Raw genomic sequence first — 24,766 nt, 5'->3', positions numbered from 1 at the left:
CTCCGCGAAAGGAACAGATATGAACAGGCTCGAAAGCAAGAGTGTAGTGATCACAGGCGCCGCCAGTGGAATCGGGCGTGCAGCAGCACAACTCATGGCGGCAGAGGGCGCCAAGGTGTTGGTCGCCGACCTCGATCCTGCGCGTGCAGAGGAAGCGGCGGTGGCGATTCGCGAGACGGGTGGCAATGCAGTGGGTTTCGGCGTCGATGTCATGAACGAGGACTCTCTGGCAGCGATGATCGAAAAGGCGGTCACCGAATTCGGCGGCATCAACGTCCTGTGTAATCACGTGGGCGGTAGTAACCCGCGCAAGGATCTCGACCTGCTCCGGATGGACTTGGACGAGTGGGATCGCGTGATGTCGCTCAACGTCCGCAGCACTGTCGTCGCTTCACGACTTGCCATTCCGCACATGAACAGTGCCGGTGGAGGATCGATCGTCAACACGGCCTCGGTAGGTGGATTGATCGGGGATTCCCTGCAGTCTGCCTACGGATCCGCCAAAGCGGCAGTCATTCGTCTGACGCAGTACATCGCAGTCCAGTACGGAGCAAACGGTGTTCGGTGCAATGCCGTAGCGCCGGGCGCGATCATGACACCCGCTCTCGTGGACAACATCCCCGCTGATGTCATCGACGGCATGAAGCAGGCAAACGCCCTGCCTTACCTCGGCGAACCCGAAGACATCGCGCATGCCATGGTCTACCTGGCTTCGGACGAATCTCGCTACATGACGGGGCAGACCCTGGTGGTCGACGGCGGACTCACCAGCAAGAGTCCGCTCGCGACCGGCCGTTCGTCGATGTTGAGCTGAATCAGCTCCGCCAACCGCTGGGGCCGGCGCCCAGAACCTCGATGGATCCCTGACTGGCGTGTGAATGCTTGGTGCGGTGCGTCATTCGCCACTTTCCGTCGATCCGCGCCCATGAGTCGTGGTAGTCGCCGAGGGTGAAGAAGTTCAGGTGAGCCTTGCTCCCGGTGCCCACATGCATGTCGCTGACATAGGAGCGGCTGGTGGCGAGATCGCCGACCACCTCGACCAGCACGTTACCGATCAGATGTTGGGTGGGACCGCACTCGTCGAGGAACGAGCGGATGGACGCCACTACCTCGGCGGGTCCGCGCAGAGTTCCGGTGCCCAATTCTGCCGTAGCGTCCGGCGTCATAATCCGGTGGAGTTCATCCCACTCTCGCGCATCCATGGCTCGGGCGAACTCGAAGATGGAGCGGGTGATCTCGCGTTCGTCGAGAAGAGTGGTGATGTCGATGCTCATGCTGTGCGCCTTTCTTAACGTCGGGGGGTTAATAAAGGCGCACAGCAGATGTCAGCGGTTGAGCAGCTTGCGCATCGCTTCGGCAGCGCCCTTGACCATCTTGTCTCGGGGGAAGCCACTGCGCTTCTTGGCGCCTTCGTAGTTTCCTGCAGCCACCCAGATCGGGCCGTCGGCAAGGTGTTCGAGACCTTCACGTGCAACATCTTCGGGCTCTGCGACGTTCATGCCCGGGATGTCGAAGTTCAGTCCCGCGCGAATCATAGCGGGTGTGCGAGTGACACCGAGAATGAACTCGACGACGTGAACGCCGTACGGCTGGAGTTCGAGCCACAGGCTTTCGGCGAAGATGCGCCCGAATGCCTTGGACGCCGCGTAGATGCTCTGGTGCTCGGAGCCCATGAATCCGGCCAGTGAACCGAGCAGCATGATGCCGCCGCGTCCGCGATCCTTCATCAATCCGCCGAAGTGGTGCGAGAGTTCGAGCTGCTTGTTGATGTTCAGCTCGATGACTCCGGCAAATCCCGTCAGATCTCCGGTGACGAACTCGTGGCCGTAGCTGTTGGCGCCGGCGTTGAAAATGAGGAGACCAACCTCGACGTCGTCGGTGACAGCCTTGATCTGATCGAGCGCGTCCGGAACGAGCAGATCCAATGCGAGAGTGCGTACTTCGACGCCGTTGGCGCGTGCCTTGGCCGCGGTCTCCTCGAGCGGGCCCGGCTTGCGGGCGATGAGAACGAGGTTGATGCCGATCTTGCTGAGCTCGTCGGCGAACCCTGCGCCGACACCTTCTGAACCGCCGGCGATGACTGCCCACGGGCCGTAGTACTGAGGATCGATCATTACTACCTTCTTCGAAAGATGTTGGCTTGACTAGTGAAACGGAGTCGGTACGGGTTCGCTGTCGTCGACGATCGGCTGAGGCACCGGCTCGTCGTTGAGGATCTCGAGTTGGCCCGCTGTTGCAGCGTTCACGATGGACGCGATCAAGGCGCCGCACTGCTTGCGAGGGGCACCGGGTCGTCCCTCTCGCTGCCCGAATTCACGGTCGTCGGCGATTTCGAGGCACTGGGCGCGGGCCTGGTCACTCCACTGAACGGTGGTGTGTTCCCAACTGTTCTTCTGGACCAGGACCTGAGCCTTGCACTCAGCGCACGGAAGAGGCTGCATCTTCGTCTGCCTTCTTTGCAGCGAGGTTGTCTTCGACTTCCTTCTGCCAGGCTGCGACGGGTCGCGCGGTGTCGAGTTCGAATTCGAAGCGCTCGGTCATCTCGGGAGCGATGTCCGCGACATCGACGTAGAACTGTTCGTACCAGCGACGGAGCTGGTAGACCGGGCCGTCTTCTTCGCACAGGAGCGGGTTCTCGATGCGAGTCTTGTTCTTCCAGATCTCGACGTCCTGCTCGAAGCCCTTGGCGATGAACGTGCCGAAGTTCGCGGCCATCGCGTCGGCGGCTTCACCCTGGAAGCGATCCGACTTCTTGACGATGATGCCGTACTGGAGCACGAACTTGTCAGCGCTGACCGGGTAGTGGCAGTTGATGAGCACAGAGTCGACGTTGTAGTCCTCGTACTCGTAGGTCAGGTCGTCGACCATGAAGGAGGGGCCGAAGTACGTGGCAACCGAGTTGCTGCCGACCATCTTCGGGGTGCCTGCTGCGTGGGGACGCATGTCCGAGCGAGCGACGCCGCGCATGTACTGCGTTGCGGCGTGGCCTTCGAAGACGTTCTTGAAGTACGTCGGGAAGGAGTAGTGCACGTAGAAGAAGTGCGCCATGTCGACGATGTTGTCGACGATTTCGCGGCAGTTGGTGTCGACGGTCGTGGTGTACCAGACCCAGTCGCTCCACTCGTCGCTGAGCGCGCCTTCGATGCGGGGGATAGCCACGTCGTCGGTCGGCGGGTTGCCCTCGGGGTCGTGCCAGACGAAGAGCATGCCGTCCTGGTCGAGGGTTTGCCAGGCGCGCGTCTTGGCCAGCGGGGGGACGCGGCGTGCGTACGGAATCTTCTGGCACTTGCCGTTGCCGCCCCAGCGCCAATCGTGGAACGGACAGGCAATGGCGTCGCCCTTGATGGTGCCCTGGCTCAAGTCGCCACCCATGTGACGGCAGTACGCGTCGAGGATCTTGACGTTGCCTTCACTGTCGGCGAAGACGACCAGTTTGGTGCCGAACGCCTCGATGGAGTGCGGCTGGCCGTCCTTGAAGGACTCCGTGAGTCCAATGCAGTGCCATCCACGCGCAAAGCGTGTAGGCGCGGTTCCAGCTTGGATCTCGCGAACCTCGTCGTTGTCGGACTGAGTGATCGTCACGATGAGTCCCGTCCTTTCCAGGGGCAGTGTCGACGCCCGACGCTAGGGGAGCGTGAATTGCCTCTGGGGTCTCGTCTCACTGGCCGGGACCAGCGGCGAGCGCGAGGATCCGGCGGCTGATCCCGGCCTCCGGGACTTCCGATCACCGGAACGCGTGACCGACATATCGTGACGGGGCAGCCGTTATGTCTATCTGCCGATCCGCTCCCTCACGGTTCGGTGCGAGGAGTGTCTCCCATGGTCAACAAGGTTCTGAGTTCAGTCCGTGATCTGCTCCCGAAGATCGCGGCCCGCGCTCAGAAGGTCGACGATTCGCGCAAGATCTCCGAACGGACCATCCGGGAGCTGTCCGAAGCCGGCGTCTTCTCCATGCTGGCGCCGAAAAGATACGGAGGTGCCGAGAGCGACCCGGTTCAGTTCTACGAAGTGGTCAGGGCCATCTCGGCTGCCTGCGGCTCGACCGGTTGGGTCGCGTCGGTGGTGGGGGTGCACCCGTGGCATCTTGCACTTTTCGACGACCGAGCGCAGGCCGACGTGTGGGGAGAGGATCAGACGACGCTCATCTCGTCCGCCTACGCGCCGGTCGGTCGACTGACGGCGGTGGACGGTGGTTACGAACTGTCGGGCCAGTGGGGCTTCTCTTCCGGCTGTGATCACGCGAGTTGGGCATTGCTGGGCGCGATGGTGGTCGGCATGGATGGTCGTCCCGTCGATTTCATGACGGTGTTGGTGCCGCGTACGGATTACGAGATCCGAGATGTCTGGGATGTCGTGGGGATGCGCGGCACCGCGAGCAACGAGATCGTGGTCGACAAGGCCTTCGTTCCCGAGCACCGATTGAAGCGCAACTACGAGACCGCACAACTTCGCGGCCCAGGCCAAGCAGTCAATCCTGGTCCGCTGTACAAGCTTCCGTTCGGGAGTATCTTCACCTCGACGGTTGCCGCTCCGTGTGTGGGCATCGTCGCCGGTTGTTACGAGGGGTACCTGGACGTGATGCGTGAGCGCGTCCGTCTGAGTTTGGGTGGTGGACGGTTCAGCGAGGATCAGTTCGCTCAGGTCGCCGTCGCACGTGCGTCGTCGGAGATCGATGCTGCGATTCTGCAGATGGATCGCAATATCCGGGAGATGTACGAACTTGCTGTGGCCGGTCAGGAGCTCCCACTCTCGATGAGGCTGCGTGCGCGTCGTGATCAGGTTCGTGCGACGGAACGCTCGGTGGAAGCGATCGACATGCTTTTCAAGACGGCAGGCGGGAACTCCCTCTCTCGCGGAAACCCGATCGAGCGTGCGTGGCGTGACGTTCATGCGGGCAGCGTTCACGTTGCCAACGAACCCGAGCGCGCGTTGGCGCTCTACGGCCGGGCGGCGTTCGGACTGCCGGTGGAGGACAACCTGATCTGACGGGTTGGCGCGTCACCGGGTGGGGTATTTGCCTTTGGATGAGGGAAGTACCGGCTCTGACCATCGGCTCGATCGTCGACATGGCGGGTGTCGCGCGCGCGAAGGTGATGCCGGCCGGCCGAACCGGTGTCTTCGAGAAAGCCGGTGCGGGAGTCTCACCGAGCTGGAACGTCTTCTGTAGCGACGATCGGATTGCCTTCACCGATTCCTTTTCCGTCGTGGGTGATCTCCGGTTGCGTATCGACCGCTCCGACCTCCGTGATCTCGGCGGGGGCGTGTCGTGGGCGCCGGCGACGTTGCACGAGCAAGACGGTGCGACGGCTGCCGTGTGTACTCGGTCCGCACTCACTGCCGTCGTGGCGCGGCTTGCCGCCGACGGACTGGAAGCTCGGGTGGGTCACGAGATCGAGTTCACTCTTTTCGGTGATGCGTGCAACGGAGCGTGGTCGGCGTACGGGTTAGGTGCAGTCCTGCGCCGCGAGGACTTCCTCAAGGACCTTCTGCGCAATGCCGAACGCGCACAACTTCATATCGAGCAAGTTCATGCAGAGTACGGACCGGAACAATTCGAGATCTCCATCGCTCCGGCAACTCCTGTTCAGGCTGCCGACCTGGTGATACTGGCCCGGATCTTGATCAGTCGCACTGCCAGAGCCCACGGATTGGCGGCCTCGTTTTCACCGATACCTACGGTCGGAGGTGCAGGGAACGGTGCACACCAGCACTTTTCGTTGAACTCAGGTGGGCGACCCGTCTTCTCCGGTGGCGGGCAGGAGTACGGGATGACCGACAAAGGATCGTCAGCTTTGGGTGGAATCCTCTCTCACCTCACGGAATTCACGGCCATCTTTGCGTCCTCACCGCTCTCCGGGGTCAGGCTGCGACCGGACAATTGGTCGGGGGCCTACGTCTGTTGGGGGCTCGAGAACCGGGAAGCGGCACTGAGGTTCTGCGCAGAGTCACCGTCGAATCCACACGGCGCCAACGCCGAAGTGAAAATCGTCGATCCATCGGCCAACCCGTATCTGGCGACCGCTGCGATACTTGGCCTTTCGCATATCGGTATCGGCAATGCCTCGCCATTGCCGCCGGAAATTGTGGTGAACCCGTCGACTCTCACGGAGGCGGAACGTGATGAGCGCGGGGTGACCCGAGTCCCCACCGATCTGCGCGAGATAGTGCAGAAGTTCAACTCCTCCTCGGTGGCGAAGGAAATCTTCGGGGAGTCGATCATCGAAGCGATGGTGTCGGTGAAGGGAGTTGAGCGCGAGACTTTCTCCCAGATGGACGAGGCGACAACCGTCGAGCGGCTTCGATATACCTGGAGCTGAAAGGGTTGACGCGCAAGATGTCGAGTCCTATGTTTAAGCTATTCCTTAATTAAGGAGTTGCTTACATGGACGAGCGAAGTGGCCGACTCGATGCAGTGTTCAGCGCATTGGCCGACCCGACGAGGCGTGAAATGCTCTCTCGCCTCACTGATGGTTCGATGACCGTCGGTGAGTTGGCCGAGCCGTTCGAAATGAGTCGACCTGCCATCTCTCAGCATCTGAAGGTGCTCGAGCGAGCCGGTCTCATCGAACGAACTGCCACCGCGCAATGGCGCACGTGCACCCTTCGCGCAGAGGGTCTCGACGACGCCAGCGCCTGGGTCGACGAACACCGGCGAGGCTGGAACGAACGCTTCGACCTCCTCGACGAGCGTCTACGTGAGCTGAAACAACGTCGACCGAAGAAGGAGAAGGACAATGAGTGACCGGAATGCCGATGCCACTGCAGAATTCACCATCACCCGGATCTTCGACGCGCCGCGCGACCTTGTCTGGCAGGCGTGGACCGACCCCGACGAGGCGGCGCGCTGGTGGCATCCGAAGGGTGTCAGCAGTCCCCGTGAGCATGTCACGATCGATCCCAGAGTTGGCGGAACGTACCGCTACCTGATGATCAACGACGAGAACGGAGCCGAGTACCCCACCGGCGGAACCTATCTCGAGGTCGACGAGCCGAAGAGGCTGGTCTTCACCTGGGGAAATCCGAGTGATCCGGTGGATGCCGCACCTCGGATAACGGTCACGCTCGCAGAACGGGGTGACAAAACCGAGATGACCTTCCACCTGGTAGGAATTCCGGGATTCAAGGGTGACGGGAATGTGTACGACGGATGGGAATCCGCTTTCGACGTGTTGGACGAAGTTCGCGCCGGCGACTAGTCGGGAATCGGACACCGCGACAGCGGTGCCGGTGATTGAATGAGACTGATACTTCATTCATCACCGACTCAGGAGAGCCCGATGGCACCAGAAGTTGCGGTAGTTCTCGAGGGATACACCTACTTCGAATGCCCGCGCTGGCACGAGAACCGGATCTGGGTGTCGGACTTCTACACCTACCAGGTGATTTCGGCCCGCGAGGACGGGACCGACATACGCGTCGAGGCGGAGGTTCCAGGGCAGCCGTCCGGGCTGGGGTGGCTTCCGGACGGCAGATTACTGGTCGTCTCCATGCGGGACCAGAAGATTCTGCGGCGAGAATCCGATGGCGAGTTGGTGGTGCACGCAGACTTGTCCGGGTACGTCAGTGCCAACGTCAACGACATGCTGGTCGACGCACAGGGACGAGCGTACGTGGGCAACTTCGGGTTCGATCTGATGAACCTGGCCCCCGTCGAGACGGCAGATCTCCTCCGCGTCGACCCCGACGGATCGGTGCACGTCGTCGCGCGAGATCTCCACTTCCCCAACGGAATGGCTCTGACGTCGACCGGAGATCTGCTCGTGGACGAAACGCTGGGAAATCGAATCAGTGCGTTTGCCGTCCAGGCCGACGGCTCTCTGGGTGAACGCCGCGACTGGGCGTCGTTCGGGCCGGTGCCTGGTGGACCCGAGATGGAGACCACCCTCGCTCAGATCGTCGTTGCGGCGGACGGGTGTTGTATCGACGGAGACGATTCGATGTGGGTGGCCGATGCCCTCGGAAGCCGTGTTCTTCATGTGGGCGCCAGCGGGGAGATAGTCGACGAAATTGCCTTCGACAGCGGTGTCTTCGCTTGCGGACTCGGCGGTTCCGACGGTCGTACCCTGTTCGTTTGTGCCGCCCCGGATTTCAATGAACACGCTCGCAAGGTGGCTACCGAAGGAAAGCTGCTGTCGATTCGCCTGGAGCCTTTGATCTGATATGGAATTGGTGACCTCGCTACCTGCCGACACTCCGCTGCGGCAGGTAGCTCAGCACGTCCGACGCATCGAGAACCTTGGTTTCGACACGGTGCACATCTCCGAAACCATTCGTGATCCGTTTGCGGTGGCGGCCCTGGCCGTCGAGCACAGCAGTACTCTCACTGTCCGGACGTCGATGGTTGTCGCGTTTGCGCGCAGTCCCATGGTGACGGCTTTGGCTGCCTGGGATCTTGCGGGTTTCTCGGGTGGGCGATTTCAACTGGGGCTTGCGACGCAGGTGCGTGGGAACATCGTCGGGCGGTACTCGATGCCGTGGACGGATCCTGTTGCGCAACTGCGTGATTACGTCAGCGCTGTACGCGAGATCTTCCGAGTGTTTCAGGAGGGCGGTGAACTCGACCATGCGGGAACGCACTATACCTTCGACCGGCTGCAGCCCTACTTCAATCCGGGGCCGCTCGATGTTCCGGCTCCGGAGATCTGGACCGGGGGAGTGAACTCTCGCATGTGCTCACTGGCGGGAGCCGTCGCCGACGGTTTTGTTTCTCACCCCACCAGCTCCCATCCGAAGGTGCTCGCGGAGAGGATCATTCCATCGTTGACGGCAGGAGGAAGGAAGCCGCGACTGATTGCCGTTCCGAAGATGATCACCGGCAAAGATCCTGCCGCGATACTTGCTCAACGAGAAGCGGTGCGCAGTGAACTTGCCTTTCTCTACTCCACTCCGGCGTACCGAGTCGCGCTGGAGGTCCTCGGATTATCCGAGGTCGGGGAAGAACTGACAGTGATGGCGCGGGCAGGTGATTGGGCTCGACTACCTGACGTCCTCACCGACGATGTTCTCGACAGGCTGGTCACGCAATGCACCTACGCCGAACTCCCCGAGGTGCTGAGTTCGAAATACGCGAGTCTCTGCGACGGCATTGCACTGGCGGTGCCGGCGAATCCCGCCGACGACCGCGTCTTCGCAGCGATGTGTGAGGAGATTCGAGCCGCCGCAGCGTCTGCCCCGTGACGTCCAGTCGGCGCGAACTACACTCTCGACATGGGGCGCGTCTACGAAGGCATCGATGAAAAGCTCACCACGTGGTTGCAGGCTCAACCGCTGTTCGTCGTTGCCACCGCACCGTTGTCTGCTGACGGGTTGGTCAATTGCTCACCCAAAGGGGGAGTCGGATCGTTTGTGGTGCTGACATCCAACCGGGTGGCGTACCTCGACCTCACCGGCAGCGGTGTGGAAACCATCGCGCACGTGCGCGAGAACTCCCGAATAACACTGATGTTCATGGCGTTTGACGGACCACCGAAGATCGTACGACTGCACGGTCACGGACACGTTCTGCTTGCAGGGTCGGAACCGTTCAACGAGCTTGTCGGTAGGTTCCCTGAGCACCCGGGGCTGCGGTCGATCGTCGTGGTCGATCTGACGCGCATTTCGGATTCGTGCGGATACGCAGTACCGCTGATGGACTACCAATCCGATCGTGACGTGCTCGACCGCGTAGCGGAGAAGAGGGGGCCGGAGCGGCTCATCGCCTATCGCGCCGAGAAGAACGCGAAGAGTGTGGACGGGTTGCCCGGTATCGACCTGGAGTGATACAAAATCGCGTCGCCGTGCGAAAGAGTGTGGGGCAGGTGATTCTGACATTGCCTGCCCCACGTCCTCGTTGTGCTGGTTACTTCGCCATGTCCTGGGCTGCTCGGTACGAGAAGACCATGGCCGTGCCGAGCGGAACGCCAGGACCGGGGTAGAAGCGGCCGCTCAGTGACGCGCTCGTATTGCCGGCGGCGTACAGGCCGTCGATGGCGCTGCCGTCGGCACGCAGGACTCGACCGTTGACGTCGGTGACCAATCCGCCCTTGGTGCCGAGGTCACTGAGGACGATGCGGGCCGCGTAGAACGGACCGTTCTCGATCGCCGTCAGTGCCGCATTCGCGCGGCCGTTGGGTGGGCAGAAGAATGCGTCGTACGGGTCTTCGCCGCGATGGAACTCTTCGTCGACTCCCAGCTTTGCGGCATCGTTGAACTTTTCGACAGTGCTGCGCAATGCGTCGGCCGGCAGTCCGGTCTTGGCGGCGAGTTCTTCGAGAGTGTCGGCGGCGACCCAGGTTCCGGCCTCGAGGTGCTTGGCGGGCGCCGTGTTCGGGATGCAGATGGCAGGTAGTCCGCCACCCTCGCGCGAGTCGAAGATCATGAACGACGGCACTGCAGAACCGTTGTCGTCGTGCGCATCCATGGCCCGGCCGAACTGGTCGTACGGGAGAGACTCGTTGAGGTAACGCTCGCCCGCGTTGTCGACGACGAGTCCGCCGCGAACGCCGACCATGAATGCGGCGCTGCCGTCCGGCTGCTCGACGCCGGGGCAGAACCACGCCTGATCGAGCAAAGCGGTTGCGCCACCGACAGCAATTCCGGCGGAGATCGCGTCACCGGTGTTGGCGCCGAAGGGACCCATACTCCAGATCGCTTTGCCGGGGGTGCCGGCCTGCTCACGCATCTCGGCGTTGCCTTCGATGCCGCCCGCTGCCATCAGCACACCGCGGTTCGCCTTGATTCGCTGGGTTTCGCCGCCGGATTCGACCTCGGCGCCGACAACCCGACCGTCTTCCACGATCAGGGAGGTGAGGATGGATTCGGTACGAAGTTCTGCGTTACCGGTGCTCTGGACTGCGGCCAGCAGTCGGCCGATCAGTGCGCGCCCACCGATCATCGGGCCGGGAGCATGATCCTGACCGGTGCGGTCTTGGTCGAGTTCCGGACGCACCTTGCCGGCGAGGTCACCGATGTCGGCGGGATCGAGATCGAGAGGGTTGATGGAGCGTCCCGTGTCCATCCGGCCTTCGGCCTTGTAGTAGTCGGGGAACGCACGGAACTCGAATTCGATGTGCGGGTTCTGCTCGAGTAGTGCGACGACATCGGGAGCGGTCTCGACATAGGCATCCTGGCGCTCGGACTCGGCGTCGCCGAGCAATGCGCGCAGATAGGTGCGTGCGTTCTCCGTTGAGTCGGGGAGTCCCGCACGTTCCTGTACTTGGGTTCCCGGCAGCCAGATGGATGCGCCCGAGTACGCGGAAGTTCCGCCGAAGCGATCGGTTTTCTCGAGGACGATCGTCGTCAATCCTCGAGCTGCCGCGGTGTATGCGCCGGTCAGCGCGCCGCCGCCGGAGCCGACTACCAACACGTCGCACTCGGTGGTCCAGTCCTGCATCATTGCGTCCTAACTCCAAGAGGGTGGGGTGTCCACGGAATACCGCACGGGGAGAGAAGGCCATGCCAGGTCCCACTGAGCGGGCAATATGCCGAGATGGGTGGTCGAGATGAGAGAATTGGCGAGGTCGTTCGCGACCGGGACACAGAATCGATGATGGGGGCGACGTTGCCGAGAATTGCCGAGGTCAGGGACGCTGCAGAGCCCAGTTCGGACGAGCAGCGGGCGCGCCATGTGCGGATGCTGGAAGCGGCAGCCGAATTGGGGACCGAGAAGGAACTCTCACGGGTACAGATGCACGAGGTCGCCAAGCGGGCGGGCGTGGCCATCGGCACTCTTTATCGCTATTTCCCCTCGAAGACGCACCTCTTCGTCGCTGTGATGGTCGAGCAGATCGACCAGATCGGTGCCAGCTTTGTCAGGCATCAGGTTCAGTCGGACAATCCGCAGGATGCGGTGTACGAGGTATTGGTTCGCGCGACTCGCGGGTTACTGCGTCGGCCGGCCCTCTCGACTGCGATGCTGCAGTCGTCCAGTACCGCCAACGTCGCGACGGTGCCGGACGTGGGAAAGATCGATCGCGGCTTCCGGCAGATCATTCTCGATGCGGCCGGGATCGAGAACCCCACCGAGGAAGACAACACCGGGTTGCGTCTGCTGATGCAGCTGTGGTTCGGGGTCATCCAATCGTGCCTCAACGGTCGAATCTCCATCCCCGATGCGGAGTACGACATCCGCAAGGGATGCGACCTGCTTCTGGTGAATCTCTCACGGCACTGACGTGACTTCGCCCCTCTCTGGGGAGGGTTCGTCATGTTCGCAAAATTGAAATCAATTCTATTTTTGAATCCGCATCAGTTGAGAGTTGATGTCAATCCGGACATTGCCCTGACATCATTAATAGAATAAATTACAGAAAATTAGACGGTGAGCCAGCTCACCGACCGAAAACTCCACGAAGGAGCGAACATCATGGGTCATGCAGTCATCGTCGAGGCCGCTCGGACACCGATCGGCCGTCGTCGCGGCGCCCTGGCGGGACTGCACCCCGCCGAGATTCTGGGAGCAGCGCAGCTCGGCGTTCTCGAACGGGCAGGCGTCGCACCGGAAGACATCGGACAGATCATCGGCGGCTGTGTCACCCAGGCAGGTGAGCAGTCCAACAACGTCACGCGGCAGGCGTGGCTGCACGCCGGATTGCCGTACAGCACCGCGGCAACCACTATCGACTGCGCCTGTGGATCCGCCCAGCAGGCAGTGCATTTGATTTCAGGCCTGATTTCGTCTGGTCAGATCTCGGCCGGTATCGGCTGCGGCGTCGAGGCTATGAGCCGTGTGTTCCTGGGTCAGGCAAACGCACCCGGAACGGGAAACCCGTACCCGGACGACTGGACCATCGACATGGGTGACCAGTTCACCTCCGCGCAGCGAATTGCCGAGAAGCGTGGGATCACGCGCGCCGACGTCGACGCGTTCGGTCTGGAATCGCAGCGCCGCGCAGCTCAGGCTTGGGCTGAAGGACGCTTCGACCGCGAGATCGTGCCCGTCAAGGCTCCCGTGGTGGACAAGGAAGGCGTGCCTACCGGTGAGATCGCCACTGTCACTCGCGACGGGGGACTGCGTGAGACGACGGCAGAAGCGCTGGCTGGGCTCAAGCCGGTCATCGAAGGCCATATCCACACCGCCGGCAACTCGTCGCAGATCAGTGATGGCGCGGCTGCGGTACTGCTGATGAGCGAAGAGCGCGCACAGGAACTGGGATTGAAGCCCCGCGCGCGGATCGTCGCGTCCGGCATGGTCGGATCCGATCCCTTCTATCACCTGGACGGACCGATCGAGTCCACCCAGATGGTGCTCGACAAGGCCAAAATGACCTTGGACGACATCGATCTCGTCGAAATCAACGAAGCCTTTGCCTCGGTCGTGCTCTCCTGGGCGCAGGTTCACGGCGCAGACCTGTCCAAGGTCAACGTCAACGGTGGTGCGATCGCGCTCGGACATCCCGTCGGTTCCACGGGCGCTCGTCTGATCACCACTGCGCTGCACGAACTCGAGCGCTCGAACAAGTCGACGGCTCTGGTCACGATGTGCGCCGGTGGCGCTCTCTCGACCGCCACCATTATCGAACGCATCTGACCCGTACTGACACTGTCGAATTGACGAGGTAGACATGACTATTGGATTGAGTGAAGAAGATCGTGACCTCCGCGACTCCGTACGGGGCTGGGCGGCGCGTCACGCAACACCCACCGTCGTCCGTGAAGCCGTCGAGGCGAAGGTCGAAACTCGCCCCCAACTCTGGAACGGGCTTGCCGAGCAGGGGCTTCTCGGACTACACGTAGCCGAGGAATTCGGCGGCGCAGGATACGGATTGGTCGAACTCGCCATCGTCGTCGAGGAACTTGGACGCTCGATGGTTCCCGGACCATTCCTGCCGACGGTAGTGGTCAGCGCTGTTCTCAGCGATGCCGGAGAAACGGACAGACTGCCGACGCTCGTGGATGGCAGCACGCTCGGAGCTGTTGCACTACAGCCGGGTTCGCTGAAGATCACCCGCGACGGCGACAACACCACCCTCAGCGGAACGTCCAGCCTTATTCTCGGCGGCCATGTCGCTGACCTGTTCCTCCTCGCGACGGACAGCGGATTCGTTCTGCTCGGACGTGACCGCCTCGAGGTCACGGACTTGGCCAGCTACGACGTCGTGCGTCGTAACTCCGAGGTCACCGTCGACGGTTTGGTGCTCACCGATTCCGAGATCCTCACCATCGATACCCAGCGTGTACTCGACATTGCCGCAACACTGTTCGCGGCCGAGGCATCAGGCTTGGCCGACTGGGCAGTCACGACGTCGGCCGACTACGCGAAGGTGCGTCAGCAGTTCGGTCGCCCGATCGGCCAGTTCCAGGGTGTCAAGCACAAGGCTGCACGTATGCTCGCGCTTGCCGAGCAGGCACGCGTCTGCGCTTGGGACGCTGCGCGTGCGCTGACTCCCGCCAACGGCGTCGGTGCCGAAGAGGCTTCTCTCGCAGCAGCCGTCGCCGGAGCCACGGCCCTCGAGGCTGGCTTCTCCGTCACGCGTGACTGCATCCAGGTGCTCGGCGGAATCGGCTACACGTGGGAGCACGACGCGCACCTGTACCTGCGCCGCGCGCAGTCCCTGCGAATTCTGCTGGGTTCCACGGCATCCTGGCGTCGTCGCGTTGCCGAGCTGACCATTGCCGGCACCCGTCGCGTGCTCAGCATCGAGTTGCCGCCCTTGGCCGAGGCGGTCCGCGCCGACGTTCGCGCCGAGCTCGGTCCTGCGCTCGAACTCGAAGGTGCCGCCCAGAAAACGTATCTCGCGGAAAAGGGCTACACCGCACCGCACTTCACGGCTCCGTGGGGCAAGTCCGCCGATGCCGTCAGCCAGCTGGTCATCGCCGAAGAGCTGCGCGCTGCGAAGATCAAGCCGCACGACATGATCATCGGCAACTGGGTCATCCCGACGCTCATCGCGCACGGCAACGAAGAGCAACTTGCCAAGTTCGTCCCGCCGTCACTGCGCGGCGACATCGTCTGGTGCCAGCTCTTCTCCGAGCCCGGCGCAGGTTCCGACCTCGCGGCGCTGAGCACCAAGGCCACCAAGGTTGATGGTGGCTGGAAGTTGCAGGGCCAGAAGGTGTGGACGTCGATGGCACGCGACGCGCACTGGGGAATCTGCCTCGCGCGCACCGACGCCGACGCACCCAAGCACAAGGGCCTGTCCTACTTCCTCATCGACATCAAGAACAGTGGCCTCGACATTCGTCCGCTGCGCGAGATCACCGGTGAAGCGCTGTTCAACGAAGTCTTCTTCGACGACGTCTTCGTTCCCGACGAGTGCCTGGTCGGCGAGCCAGGCGACGGCTGGAAGCTCGCTCGCACCACGCTGGCCAACGAGCGTGTCTCGCTGTCCAACGACTCGTCGCTCGGATCGGGTGGCGAGGCTCTTCTGAGCCTGGTCGACGGACTGCCCGGTGGCATCGACGACGAGCAGCTGACCGTGCTCGGAAAGGTGCTGTGCGACGCGCAATCCGGTGGTCTGCTCGGTCTGCGCACCACGCTGCGCTCGCTCACCGGCGCGCAGCCGGGTGCCGAATCCTCGGTGGCGAAGCTGATCGGTGTCGAGCACATCCAGCAGGTCTGGGACGTGGCAATGGAGTGGGCCGGACCGAGTTCACTTCTGGGCGAACAGCATCGGATGTCTGCAACCCAGATGTTCTTGAACTCGCAGTGCATGTCCATCGCGGGTGGTACAACCAATGTTCAGCTCAACATCATCGGTGAGCGAATCCTGGGTCTGCCTCGCGACCCTGAACCGGGAAAGTGACCTGCACATGAGCAATCGCACCTTCGTCATCGGCGTCGGCATGACCAAGTTCGAGAAGATCGAGACCCGCGACTGGGAATACCCGGACATGGTGACCGAAGCCGTCTCGAATGCCCTGACCGATGCCGGGATCGGCTACGGCCAGATTCAGCGTGCTGCGGTCGGTTACGTGTTCAACGCGTCGACAGCAGGACAGCGAGCTCTCTACGAGACCGGTCTGACCGGCATTCCGATCTTCAACGTCAACAACAACTGCGCGACCGGCTCGACGGCGCTGATGATGGCGCGCGAGTGGGTCCAGGCCGGACAAGCCGAGTGCGCCTTGGCCGTCGGCTTCGAGAAGATGACCAAAACGGCGTTGACCGGTAACGGTGAGATGCCCAAGGTCACGACCTTGGACTCTCAGCTGAAGATCATGGTCGAGGATTACGGGTTCGCCCGATCGCCGATGACAGCTCAGCTGTTCGGTAACGCTGCCGTCGAGCACATGAAGAAGTACGGCACCACGGTCGAGCAGATCGCAGCGGTGGCGGTCAAGAATCACAAGCATTCGGTGAACAATCCGTACGCACAGTTCCGTGACGAGTACACCCTCGAACAGGTACTCGGCGACAAGATGATTCACGAGCCGCTGACACGCTCGCAGTGCTCGCCGACCTCGGACGGCGCCGGAGCCGCGATCGTCGTGAGCGAGAAGTTCGTGCGTGAGCACGGCCTCGAAGACCGGGCGATCGAAATCGTCGCACAGGCGTTGACCACTGACACCGAGGCAGCGTTCGCCGGGAAGTCGATGATCGACGTGGTCGGCGCGCCGATGACGGCAGCTGCGGCAGAGCAGGTCTTTGCGCAGGCCGGGATCACCATCGATGACGTCGACGTCATCGAACTGCACGACTGCTTCGCGATCAACGAGATCATCACCTACGAGGGCCTGGGGATGTGCGCGGTCGGAGAAGGCGGAAAGCTCGTCGAATCCGGCGCGACCACGTACGGCGGCCAGTGGGTCGTCAACCCGTCGGGTGGTTTGATCTCGAAGGGACACCCGCTGGGCGCGACGGGCTTGGCGCAGTGCGCCGAACTCACGTGGCAGCTCCGCGGGACCGCGGATGCGCGGCAGGTCGAAGGCGCTCGTATTGGCTTGCAACACAACCTCGGACTGGGCGGCGCGTGCGTCGTGACGGTCTACCGAGCCGGAACTTTGGAGAACTGATGGCTATCGATCTCGAGGTGGCGTTGGCCGCCGAACCGACTGTGCGCGAGGCGTCGTGGACCGATCGCGACGTCATGCTCTACCAATTGGGACTCGGGGCAGGGGCGAATGCTCTCGATCCCGCCGAACTGACCTGGGTGTACGAAAAGGGGCTGAAGGTACTCCCGACGTTTGCAATGGTTGCAGGCCAGGGAGTTTCGGCGGGTGTACTGCCCGCACCGTCGATGAGTATGCCGGGAATCGACATCGATCTGCGAAAGATCCTGCACGGTGGGCAGTCGCTGGCACTTCACGCGCCCATCCCGTCGACGGGTGCTGCCCGTATTTCCTCTCGGGTCGCCGATGTCTGGGACAAGGGTAAGGCAGCTGTGATCGTTCTCGAGACGGCGGCCGAGGACCTGGACGGGAATCCGTTATGGACCACCGGAATGCAGATCTGGGCGCGCGGCGAAGGTGGATTCGGCGGCAACGCCGGACCCGAAGTTGTTGCCGGGGTGCCTGATCGAGCGCCCGACAAGGTACTGACGTCGAGCACGAGTCCCTCACAGGCGCTGGTGTACCGACTCAGTGGAGACATGAACCCGCTGCACGCTGATCCCTCCTTCGCGAAGATGGCGGGCTTCGATGCACCGATTCTGCACGGCCTCGCGTCGTACGGCATCGTCTGCAAGGCCGTGGTAGACGGGATTCTCGACGGAGATCCGACGCGGGTGAAGAACTACTCGGTGCGGTTTGCCGGTTCGCTCTTCCCCGGCGAATCCATCACCACCTCGGTATGGCAGGACGGCAACACACTGACGTTGGCGGCGACGTGCCCCGAACGCGAGAACTCCCCGGTTCTCACGCACGCAACAATGGAGATCAACTGATGGACCTCGGTTCGCACCCCACAGCAGCGACACATCCGGGCGGCACGATTCTGACGTCGCCGCCGCAGGACGCCCCGGTCGACCGGGCCACGGCAGCAGCGCGTCGCGTTGTCGACGCGATGCTGCGCACCGACCGCGGAAACGCCAATTTGGACCGGGTTGCGGAGGAGCTCAACAGCATTGCCGAGCATCTCGAACAGCACTCACCCGAGGTGGCCGAGCGGTTGATCGACATGTGGAACGGTGAGGGCGTGACTCGTCACGACCCCGTGACCGGCCCCGAGAACGCCATTGCGCCGCCGCTCGTTCTGGAAGGGCTCGCTGACGGGTCGGTGCAGGGAGTGGTCACGTTGACGCTGCCGTACCAGGGCCCTCCCGGCCATGTGCACGGCGGTGTTTCGGCGCTGCTGCTCGATCACGTTCTCGGCGTCGCGAACGCCTGGGGTGGAACTTCCGGCATGACAGCACAATTGAGCACTCGGTACCATCGCCCGACTCCGCTGTTCGAGCCACTCACGATCAGCGGCAAATTCCTGTCCAAGGACGGCCGCAAGATTCACACCGTCGGTGAGATCAAAACTGCGGACGGCGAATTGTGTGTGTCGGTAGAGGGACTGTTCATCGACAAGACCGTGCCGCGCCCCAGGTAGGGGCTTCGCCCCCGTGCGCCTTTTTTGTAGTGGGAACTACCAAAAAGGCGCACAGGGGTTCTGACGAAGGAGGGCCCAGTGGGCAAGCTCGACGGACGTGTAGCAGTGGTCACCGGTGCCGGTATGGGCATCGGGCGTGGAGTGGCGGGCGCGTTCGCGCGTGAAGGCGCGTCGGTGTTGGTTGCCGAGATCGACGAGGCAGCGGGCCTCGAAACCACCCAGTGGTTGCGGGACGAATGGGGCGCGGAGGCGGAATTCGTCCGGACCGACGTCACTGACAAAGCTCAGGTTGTTGCCATGGTCGACAAGTCCGTCGAGCGGTTCGGACGCCTCGACATCCTGGTCAACAATGCTTGGCGGACTTTCGGTTTCGCTCGGCTCGAGAAGATGACCGACGAGCAATTGCGCGGCGGTTTCGACATGGCAGTGATGGCGGCATTCTGGGCGATGCAGGCTGCCCTGCCGGAACTGGAGCGTCACGGCACGGGCCGCGTGATCAACATGTGCAGCCTCAACGGCGTGAATGCTCACATGTACTCGGTGCAGTACAACGCGGCGAAGGAAGCATTGCGAACCCTGACTCGCACTGCTGCCCGCGAGTGGGCTCCCAAGCAGGTGAACTGCAACGTCATCTGTCCCGGTGCGCAGAGTGCGGCGTACAAGCGTGTCGCCGAAGCCAATCCGGAGAACGTGGCAGTGATGGCCGCACAGAACCCGATGGGGCGGATCGGCGATCCCCTCGACGACATCGGCCCCGTTGCGGCCTTCCTGGCAAGTGACGACAGCCGTTACGTCACCGGCAACACCCTCTTCGTCGACGGTGGTGGGCACATCAACGGCGTGCAGTGGGCGCCGACCGTCGACTGATCGACGGCGACTCGGCCGGTGTATCCGGCATCTATTTGGCCGTGAACCCGGCGTCGACCGGCAACGCGATACCTGTGACGTATCGAGCCTGATCCGAAACCAGCCAGGCTATCGCGTTGCTGACGTCGGCAGCTTCGATCAACTCGACGTTCAAGAGGTTGCCCACGTCGGCTCCGCTCGATGTCGGGGAGTCCGCAAACAGCTTCGCGACCGCGTCGTTGACGACCATCGGTGTATTCGCGCCAGTCGGGTGCACGGAGTTGACACGAATATTGTGGGGAGCAAGCCAGTGCGACCACGTGCGCCCAAGCCCCACGATGGCGTGTTTACTCGCGCAGTAGCCGTCGGATCCGCCGGTGCCGTCACCTCCACGACCGACAAGTCCCAGAGTTGATCCGGTAAGGACTATTGCGCCACCTGTACCTTGTTCGATCATCGCGGGCGCTGCGGCCTGGACGGTATTCCAGACGCCGAATAGGTTGACCTCCATCTGGTCGCGGAAGGCGCGAGCATCGTCGATATCCGGGGACATCATGCCGATACCGGCGTTGGCCAGGACGATGTCGACGCTGCCCAGCTCCGCAATTCCTTCGGATACCGCAGTTCGCAGTGCGGACAGATCGCGAACATCCACTTCTCGCGCGACGATACTTCGTCCCAGGTTCTCGACCGCTGCTGTTGTCTGCCGCAAATCGTCGGCGGTTCCCATCGGGTAGGCCACCGATTCGATCTGACGGCAGATGTCGAGCGCAATGATGTTCGCGCCCTCCTGCGCCAATCGCACGGCGTGGCTCCTGCCCTGACCTCGGGCGGCCCCGGTGATCAGTGCGGTTTTGCCTTCCAACTGTCCGGGCATGCGTGCTCCGTCCGTCGTGAATCATGATTACTCGGTCATGAGTACTGACCCGAGGGGACGGCGAAATTCGTCGCCGGCGACGTAGTCTGAGTTCAGTTACAGCGGGAACTCGCTTCGGAAGAGAAGAGGCTCGGGATGTCCGATTGGGTGAAGAAGGTCGAAGCTGAAGCCAAAGGGCTCCTCGCCGAGGCGGAAGAAGAGCTGACCGTCCTCGAAGGTGTCGACACCATAGATCCGCTTGCCGACGACGATCCGGCACCAGAAGACGGCACCAAGCCGACGTCAGACTGACTCTGCGACCCGTCGGCGCGCCTCGACACCGCTCGGTATCTCAGAACGGTGGCGGGTCGTCCCCGTAGTCGATGGGTTCTCGGCGGGCTCGCGGTGATTTCCGCCGCTTGTATTGAACGTGCTCCTCTGCTCGTTTCTGTATCCGTCGGCGCTGGCGATTGCGTTCACTCTGGATACGGGCAGCTTTGTTCTCCGCCTGGGTCCGCCGATTTCGACCGCCCTGGGGCGGTGTCGGTTCGTGCGATCCAGCCATCAGTCCTGCGGGTCGCGTTCGGTAACAATGCCCGGTCGGCGACGTCAGCGACATGGTCCGATCCTCGTTCGACGCGAACCGCCACCGGTCGGAATGCTTGAGGCGATGATGGTTGCGGCAGAACGCACTCATATTCGACGCGATCGTTTTACCGCCGCATTCGGGGTCGCCGTGATGGAACGGTTCATTGTGGTCCAGATCGGAATTCCAGGCCGGGACATCACAATGCAGCCATTGGCAGCTGCCCGCGATGATCCGTAACCAGGTATCGAGAACGGCGCCCGGTCGGTAGACGCGCGCCGAAGCAGGCACCGGCTCTGCGACGTCATCAGCAGGTGCTCGGACGTTTCGAATTACGGCGTCACGGGCGATATCGCGAGCATGCCCAGCGCTGATCACCCCGTACCCGTCGAGGTGGGCGGGCTCGCCGCCACCGTGCAGAGTGGAATCAGTCATCACGACGTGAACCACGGGCCGACGAACGACAACACCACCGCTACGATCCTGCGGGCAATCAGCTCGGCCACAGTTGCACGGCAAGAATTGTGATCCGTTGGTCAACTCGAAGAGCGCGTCGGCTCGTCGCTGCTCGTACGTTCGAGAGTCGTTTCGGCATACCGACACTGCCAACTCGCGTAGTCGGCCGTCGAATGCCCGAGCCTGCTCTGCCGGAACGCTTCCCAAGATCTTTGCCATCCCGTCCTCGGCAGCGCTGACCCCGACGAAGCGATCGGTGAGAGCACGGCGTCGGCGTTCTCGCATACCTTCCGGGTCCACCATCGCCACGATCCGATCGATCGCCGCTGTCAGTCGTCTTCCCGTCAAGCCCGTTCCGCCTGCTACTGGTGGGGCGAGAACCTGCTCGAGCAGTAGTCGTTCCACCTCGTCGATCAATTCGTCTTTCACGTTCGCGGTCGCGGAATCGATCAAACCAACTCGGTACAGATCCAACTCGCCACGCGCCATCGCCGCTCGAGTGCGATGCAGACGAGTCCTTAACGAGAACCCCAACCCGATCAGCTTGCCGGCAGCCGCGCGACCCATCGTCAGTGACGCACCGACTTCCGACTCCGCCAACTCGTGTGCGGTCGACGACCACGCACCACTGGCGACATGCTCCGAGCTTCGCCGCGAAAAGAACTCGGCAATCACAGCGAGCTTGCGTTCGACCAGCATCGCCTCGCATGCATGCAGATCGGTCATGAGATCAACCAGCGCACAATCAGTTTCGGTACCGGTCAGCTGTGCTGAGATACCGAAGAGCTCTGTTGTCGGGTTGAACATGCATCCATTCTATTCGAATGTGTGTTCGATGCGAACCGAATTCTCAAATCAGTCGGAATAGTCCGAATCGGCCGAAATGCTTATTGTGCTTGCGTTTTGGATCCTGTTCATTCGAAACTCGAACGTGATTGTCGTGCCACTGTGTAAGTATCGGCTTGTGGCAGACAACGCGGTGAAACTCAGTGAACAGTCGCTTGTGCTCTTCATGGACTATGGACAGTTTTACTTATACGGCGACGATGACGGTTTCGGGAGGGAAACGGACCTGCTCGAACTCGCGATGGCTTCGCGCCCTGCGTACAGTGACGGCACAGTTGTGATTGTCCTGAGCCCGCACCAGAACAACTTCAACATGCATACAACGGTCGAAGTCTGGTCCTCCCGACCCACATCCGATCGCGAGAAATGGCAGCAGGTCAGTGAGTCGTTTCTGACGGTTGGTCCGCAGGGGTCAATCAGCTTTGATTCACCTCCGGGTGGGGAGTTCATTGTCTGTGATGTACCCGAGGGGTCATATCTGGTCGAGATTGCCGGCCGCGGTTTTGTAAACTACGGCTGGCCCGGATCGACGGAACCCGGAGATGTTTGGCGGGTGCGTATGTGGCCTGCAGGTGGTGACGAGGTGCGGCCATCGCTGCAGTGGGACATGCCGGGATATGGCGTTCCTGTGGACGAACCGATACCTGAACCGATTCCTCGTCCACAACGGGACATCGAGTCGAAATGGATAACGATTTACGGCGAGAACGGCGAACCGTCCAGGGTTGTGCAAATCAGTGACCTCCGCGCCGAAGCTGCTGAACGAGAGCGGCAGGAGTGGGGAGGAGATCCGATGCCTGAACTCGAACGATTCCAGTCCGGCAAAGAACTAGCTCGTATGGACCGACCACTTGCCGAAGCGGTCGTCCGCATGAACGTCGCGACTCTTCGTCGACTCGCGTTTTGGGCCGCTGTGCAGGCGTATGAGCATGCGGGATTAGCCGACAGGGATTGGGTTCGTCCGGCCCTCAACGCTATGCATGTGGGACAACAACTTCCGGAACCCTTCGGAAATCGCACAACGGCATTCGAGCACCTACACGAGGAGGAATTCGGTGCGGGGACCGACAATGTGGAGTTGGAAGTCAAGATCGAGATAGTGGACCATTCGTCGCAACCGGAGTCCAATCCGTTCGATCACGGGAATATTCATGTCCCGTCCTACGCTCTCAATGCGATTTTCGACGCGATCGAATCGGACCCGTTGACCGCAGCGGTCAATGCATTGGGAACGGCAGCAGTCACGTTCGGGAAGGATATCCGCATGTTGTTCGCGAGAGCGCGAGTTGAATTCGACCTCGCAGACTGAACCCCAAATTATTCAAGGGACCTTCGTAGTGCGGTGAGCGGATCCGAGGCATCTCGACGCCCACGCGGACCAGGCCCTTCGGGGTTGACGAAGCGGCCCTCGTCCGAGCGAGTCCACTCGCGTACGGCCCATCTCTCCTTGATCGCCCAACGGCCGTCGCGTCGCTCCATGTGGTCGATGAACCGCGCACCACTGGTGAAGTTGATCATTCCGATGTCTTCGGGCCCGCCCCAGTGTGTGGACATCGAATACGCCTCGCTGATCGCGTGGTCGCCGTGCAGTTCGACCAGGTGGTTGCCGATGTGGTGCATCGTGCCGCCGATCGCGGAGAGTTTTGTTGTGGCCCAGGCGATGTACTCGTCGATGGTGCCGTCGAATCCGGTGTGATGGTCGATCGCGTCCGGGTGGTAGGCGCTGCGGACGAGATCGAAGTCGAGGCGATCGATGCCGCGGCAGTACGTCAGAACCACCTCACGAATTGCCTGCTTGTCGATGAGATCCTGCAGTGCCCGGTCCATGTCATGCCTCCTTGATGCTGGTTATCCAGTCGAGTAGTTCTGGCAGTTCTTCGGCAGCGCAATCGAATACGGCAGGTCGAAAAACGACGACGGACGCGCCGCGGGCGAACCAGTCCCGGGTCTTGTCTGCGGTTGCCGAGAGGTCGACGGACCCGTTGTCGCGTCGAACCGGCGCCGCAGACACTTGCACGCGCGCCGACTCCGGGTCACGTTGGTGGGCTTCGAACGTGTTGCGCAACAGTGCAACACTGTCGGTGAACGTTCCCAGATCGGTCGGGTTCACGGTCCAGCCGTCGGCGACGCGTGCGATGCGGTCGAAGTTCCGCCGGCTTGGTCCGAAACCGAAGAGCACCGGTACGCGATTTTGGATCGGCAGCGGGAGGCTGTGGTAGTTCTCGAAGGCGAAGTCGCGTCCCTTGAAGGTGGCCGGAGCATTGGTCCACAGTTCGCGACACGCTGCGACAGCCTCCTCCATGCGCCCGAATCGCGCGTCGAAAGGCATGTTGGTAGCGGTGTATTCGGCTTCTTGCCAACCGACGCCGAAACCCATGACGGCTCGACCTTCGGACAATGAGTCGAGAGTTGCAACCTGTTTGGCAAGCAGGGCGGCTGGGCGAACAGTGGCGATCAGAACCGATACTCCGAGGCGAGCGCGTTCGGTCACTGCGGCGATCGAGGAAAGAGGTGAAATCGGTTCGTACCAAGGGTGATCCAACGGGAACAAGAAGTTGTGTTCGGCTACCCGCTGAGCGTGTGCTTCGGCATTGAACCCGAGATGATCGCCGGTGCAGATCAGATCGATCCCGGCACGGTCAGCACGCGCGGCGAAGTCCAGAACCGGGCGAATCTTGCCGTCGAACAGGGCCTCGAGGCCCAAGATGTTGACGCCGATTTCCAC

26 protein-coding genes are annotated in these 24,766 nt (G+C 62.0%); 17 read left to right on the top strand and 9 right to left on the bottom strand.

The window, feature by feature from the left end:
• The first annotated feature begins 19 nt into the window (after nt 1-19).
• Nucleotides 20-814 carry an SDR family NAD(P)-dependent oxidoreductase gene (locus tag KTR60_RS24320; RefSeq protein ID WP_054826829.1) on the top strand — a complete coding sequence of 265 codons (795 nt, stop codon included), beginning with the start codon at nt 20-22 and terminating at the stop codon, nt 812-814.
• 1 nt (nt 815) lies between these two features.
• On the opposite strand, the gene KTR60_RS24315 is transcribed toward KTR60_RS24320, so the two are convergent.
• Genes KTR60_RS24315 through KTR60_RS24300 form a run of 4 tightly spaced genes read right to left on the bottom strand, consistent with a single transcriptional unit; the run spans nt 816 to nt 3,582 of the window.
• Nucleotides 816-1,274: a nuclear transport factor 2 family protein gene (locus KTR60_RS24315; protein ID WP_003940631.1), complete on the bottom strand. Its 459-nt coding sequence runs from the start codon at nt 1,272-1,274 to the stop codon at nt 816-818.
• A 51-nt stretch (nt 1,275-1,325) separates the two neighbouring features.
• Entirely contained in the window at nt 1,326-2,114 is a 789-nt protein-coding gene (locus KTR60_RS24310; protein ID WP_020909164.1) for an SDR family NAD(P)-dependent oxidoreductase, read from the bottom strand.
• 30 nt (nt 2,115-2,144) lie between these two features.
• A complete protein-coding gene (locus KTR60_RS24305; RefSeq protein ID WP_064443725.1) occupies nt 2,145-2,441 on the bottom strand; it encodes a hypothetical protein in 297 nt (98 codons plus the stop codon).
• Nucleotides 2,419-3,582, bottom strand: coding sequence for a Rieske 2Fe-2S domain-containing protein (locus KTR60_RS24300; protein ID WP_003940257.1), 1,164 nt, complete (start codon nt 3,580-3,582; stop codon nt 2,419-2,421). The genes KTR60_RS24305 and KTR60_RS24300 overlap by 23 nt, the downstream gene beginning before the upstream one ends.
• Before the next feature lie 237 nt (nt 3,583-3,819).
• Here KTR60_RS24300 and hsaA point away from each other — a divergent pair, with 237 nt between their 5' ends.
• From hsaA to KTR60_RS24265, 7 genes are all read left to right on the top strand, one after another.
• Nucleotides 3,820-4,986, top strand: coding sequence for a 3-hydroxy-9,10-secoandrosta-1,3,5(10)-triene-9,17-dione monooxygenase oxygenase subunit (gene hsaA / locus KTR60_RS24295; protein ID WP_042448427.1), 1,167 nt, complete (start codon nt 3,820-3,822; stop codon nt 4,984-4,986).
• Nucleotides 4,987-5,024: 38 nt separating this feature from the next.
• Complete coding sequence (locus KTR60_RS24290; protein ID WP_228401331.1) at nt 5,025-6,317, top strand: glutamine synthetase family protein; 1,293 nt, start codon at nt 5,025-5,027, stop codon at nt 6,315-6,317.
• Nucleotides 6,318-6,382: 65 nt separating this feature from the next.
• Nucleotides 6,383-6,742, top strand: coding sequence for an ArsR/SmtB family transcription factor (locus tag KTR60_RS24285; protein ID WP_003940373.1), 360 nt, complete (start codon nt 6,383-6,385; stop codon nt 6,740-6,742).
• A complete protein-coding gene (locus KTR60_RS24280; RefSeq protein WP_030536982.1) occupies nt 6,735-7,196 on the top strand; it encodes an SRPBCC family protein in 462 nt (153 codons plus the stop codon). The genes KTR60_RS24285 and KTR60_RS24280 overlap by 8 nt, the downstream gene beginning before the upstream one ends.
• 81 nt (nt 7,197-7,277) lie before the next feature.
• Nucleotides 7,278-8,159 (top strand): SMP-30/gluconolactonase/LRE family protein, encoded by an 882-nt coding sequence (locus KTR60_RS24275; RefSeq protein WP_047270709.1) that lies wholly within the window; start codon nt 7,278-7,280, stop codon nt 8,157-8,159.
• Nucleotide 8,160: 1 nt separating this feature from the next.
• Nucleotides 8,161-9,177: a TIGR03617 family F420-dependent LLM class oxidoreductase gene (locus tag KTR60_RS24270; RefSeq protein WP_042924836.1), complete on the top strand. Its 1,017-nt coding sequence runs from the start codon at nt 8,161-8,163 to the stop codon at nt 9,175-9,177.
• Between the two features lie 30 nt (nt 9,178-9,207).
• On the top strand, nt 9,208-9,759 hold the full coding sequence (locus KTR60_RS24265) for a pyridoxamine 5'-phosphate oxidase family protein (protein ID WP_007732686.1): 552 nt from the start codon (nt 9,208-9,210) through the stop codon (nt 9,757-9,759).
• Nucleotides 9,760-9,838: 79 nt separating this feature from the next.
• Here the strand turns inward: KTR60_RS24265 and KTR60_RS24260 are convergent, their stop codons facing one another.
• Nucleotides 9,839-11,371 carry an FAD-dependent oxidoreductase gene (locus KTR60_RS24260; protein WP_228402301.1) on the bottom strand — a complete coding sequence of 511 codons (1,533 nt, stop codon included), beginning with the start codon at nt 11,369-11,371 and terminating at the stop codon, nt 9,839-9,841.
• 153 nt (nt 11,372-11,524) lie between these two features.
• On the opposite strand from KTR60_RS24260, the gene KTR60_RS24255 reads away from it, so the two are divergent.
• The 7 genes from KTR60_RS24255 (at nt 11,525) to KTR60_RS24225 (ending at nt 19,318) form a co-directional block, all read left to right on the top strand.
• Nucleotides 11,525-12,151, top strand: a complete 627-nt coding sequence (locus KTR60_RS24255; protein ID WP_030536987.1) for a TetR family transcriptional regulator — start codon at nt 11,525-11,527, stop codon at nt 12,149-12,151.
• Nucleotides 12,152-12,343: 192 nt separating this feature from the next.
• On the top strand, nt 12,344-13,507 hold the full coding sequence (locus tag KTR60_RS24250; RefSeq protein WP_007732681.1) for a steroid 3-ketoacyl-CoA thiolase: 1,164 nt from the start codon (nt 12,344-12,346) through the stop codon (nt 13,505-13,507).
• Between the two features lie 34 nt (nt 13,508-13,541).
• Nucleotides 13,542-15,722 (top strand): acyl-CoA dehydrogenase, encoded by a 2,181-nt coding sequence (locus tag KTR60_RS24245; RefSeq protein WP_219467382.1) that lies wholly within the window; start codon nt 13,542-13,544, stop codon nt 15,720-15,722.
• 7 nt (nt 15,723-15,729) lie between these two features.
• Nucleotides 15,730-16,932 (top strand): lipid-transfer protein, encoded by a 1,203-nt coding sequence (locus KTR60_RS24240; protein ID WP_228401330.1) that lies wholly within the window; start codon nt 15,730-15,732, stop codon nt 16,930-16,932.
• The gene (locus KTR60_RS24235; RefSeq protein WP_030536989.1) at nt 16,932-17,801 is read left to right on the top strand and encodes a MaoC/PaaZ C-terminal domain-containing protein; all 870 of its coding nucleotides are present in this window, start codon (nt 16,932-16,934) and stop codon (nt 17,799-17,801) included. The genes KTR60_RS24240 and KTR60_RS24235 overlap by 1 nt, the downstream gene beginning before the upstream one ends.
• A complete protein-coding gene (locus tag KTR60_RS24230) occupies nt 17,801-18,451 on the top strand; it encodes a PaaI family thioesterase (RefSeq protein WP_003940283.1) in 651 nt (216 codons plus the stop codon). Before KTR60_RS24235 ends, KTR60_RS24230 begins: the two co-directional genes overlap by 1 nt.
• A gap of 78 nt (nt 18,452-18,529) precedes the next feature.
• Nucleotides 18,530-19,318 (top strand): SDR family NAD(P)-dependent oxidoreductase, encoded by a 789-nt coding sequence (locus KTR60_RS24225; RefSeq protein ID WP_007732675.1) that lies wholly within the window; start codon nt 18,530-18,532, stop codon nt 19,316-19,318.
• Between the two features lie 31 nt (nt 19,319-19,349).
• Here KTR60_RS24225 and KTR60_RS24220 read toward each other — a convergent pair whose 3' ends face one another.
• The gene (locus KTR60_RS24220) at nt 19,350-20,174 is read right to left on the bottom strand and encodes a mycofactocin-coupled SDR family oxidoreductase (protein ID WP_003940537.1); all 825 of its coding nucleotides are present in this window, start codon (nt 20,172-20,174) and stop codon (nt 19,350-19,352) included.
• A gap of 135 nt (nt 20,175-20,309) precedes the next feature.
• On the opposite strand from KTR60_RS24220, the gene KTR60_RS24215 reads away from it, so the two are divergent.
• Nucleotides 20,310-20,465, top strand: coding sequence for a hypothetical protein (locus tag KTR60_RS24215; RefSeq protein ID WP_003940615.1), 156 nt, complete (start codon nt 20,310-20,312; stop codon nt 20,463-20,465).
• Nucleotides 20,466-20,505: 40 nt separating this feature from the next.
• Here the strand turns inward: KTR60_RS24215 and KTR60_RS24210 are convergent, their stop codons facing one another.
• Nucleotides 20,506-22,002, bottom strand: a complete 1,497-nt coding sequence (locus KTR60_RS24210) for a DUF222 domain-containing protein (RefSeq protein WP_228401329.1) — start codon at nt 22,000-22,002, stop codon at nt 20,506-20,508.
• A gap of 76 nt (nt 22,003-22,078) precedes the next feature.
• Between KTR60_RS24210 and KTR60_RS24205 the strand changes: the two genes are divergently transcribed.
• Nucleotides 22,079-23,350: a hypothetical protein gene (locus tag KTR60_RS24205; RefSeq protein WP_228401328.1), complete on the top strand. Its 1,272-nt coding sequence runs from the start codon at nt 22,079-22,081 to the stop codon at nt 23,348-23,350.
• Between the two features lie 8 nt (nt 23,351-23,358).
• On the opposite strand, the gene KTR60_RS24200 is transcribed toward KTR60_RS24205, so the two are convergent.
• Nucleotides 23,359-23,868 carry a nuclear transport factor 2 family protein gene (locus KTR60_RS24200; RefSeq protein WP_054187458.1) on the bottom strand — a complete coding sequence of 170 codons (510 nt, stop codon included), beginning with the start codon at nt 23,866-23,868 and terminating at the stop codon, nt 23,359-23,361.
• Between the two features lies 1 nt (nt 23,869).
• Nucleotides 23,870-24,766, bottom strand: a complete 897-nt coding sequence (locus KTR60_RS24195) for a TIGR03619 family F420-dependent LLM class oxidoreductase (RefSeq protein WP_054781181.1) — start codon at nt 24,764-24,766, stop codon at nt 23,870-23,872.

The organism is Rhodococcus sp. C1, assembly GCF_020809065.1.
In the GTDB taxonomy this organism is placed as follows: domain Bacteria; phylum Actinomycetota; class Actinomycetes; order Mycobacteriales; family Mycobacteriaceae; genus Rhodococcus_F; species Rhodococcus_F qingshengii.
This window is presented reverse-complemented; position numbering and strand designations above follow the sequence as displayed.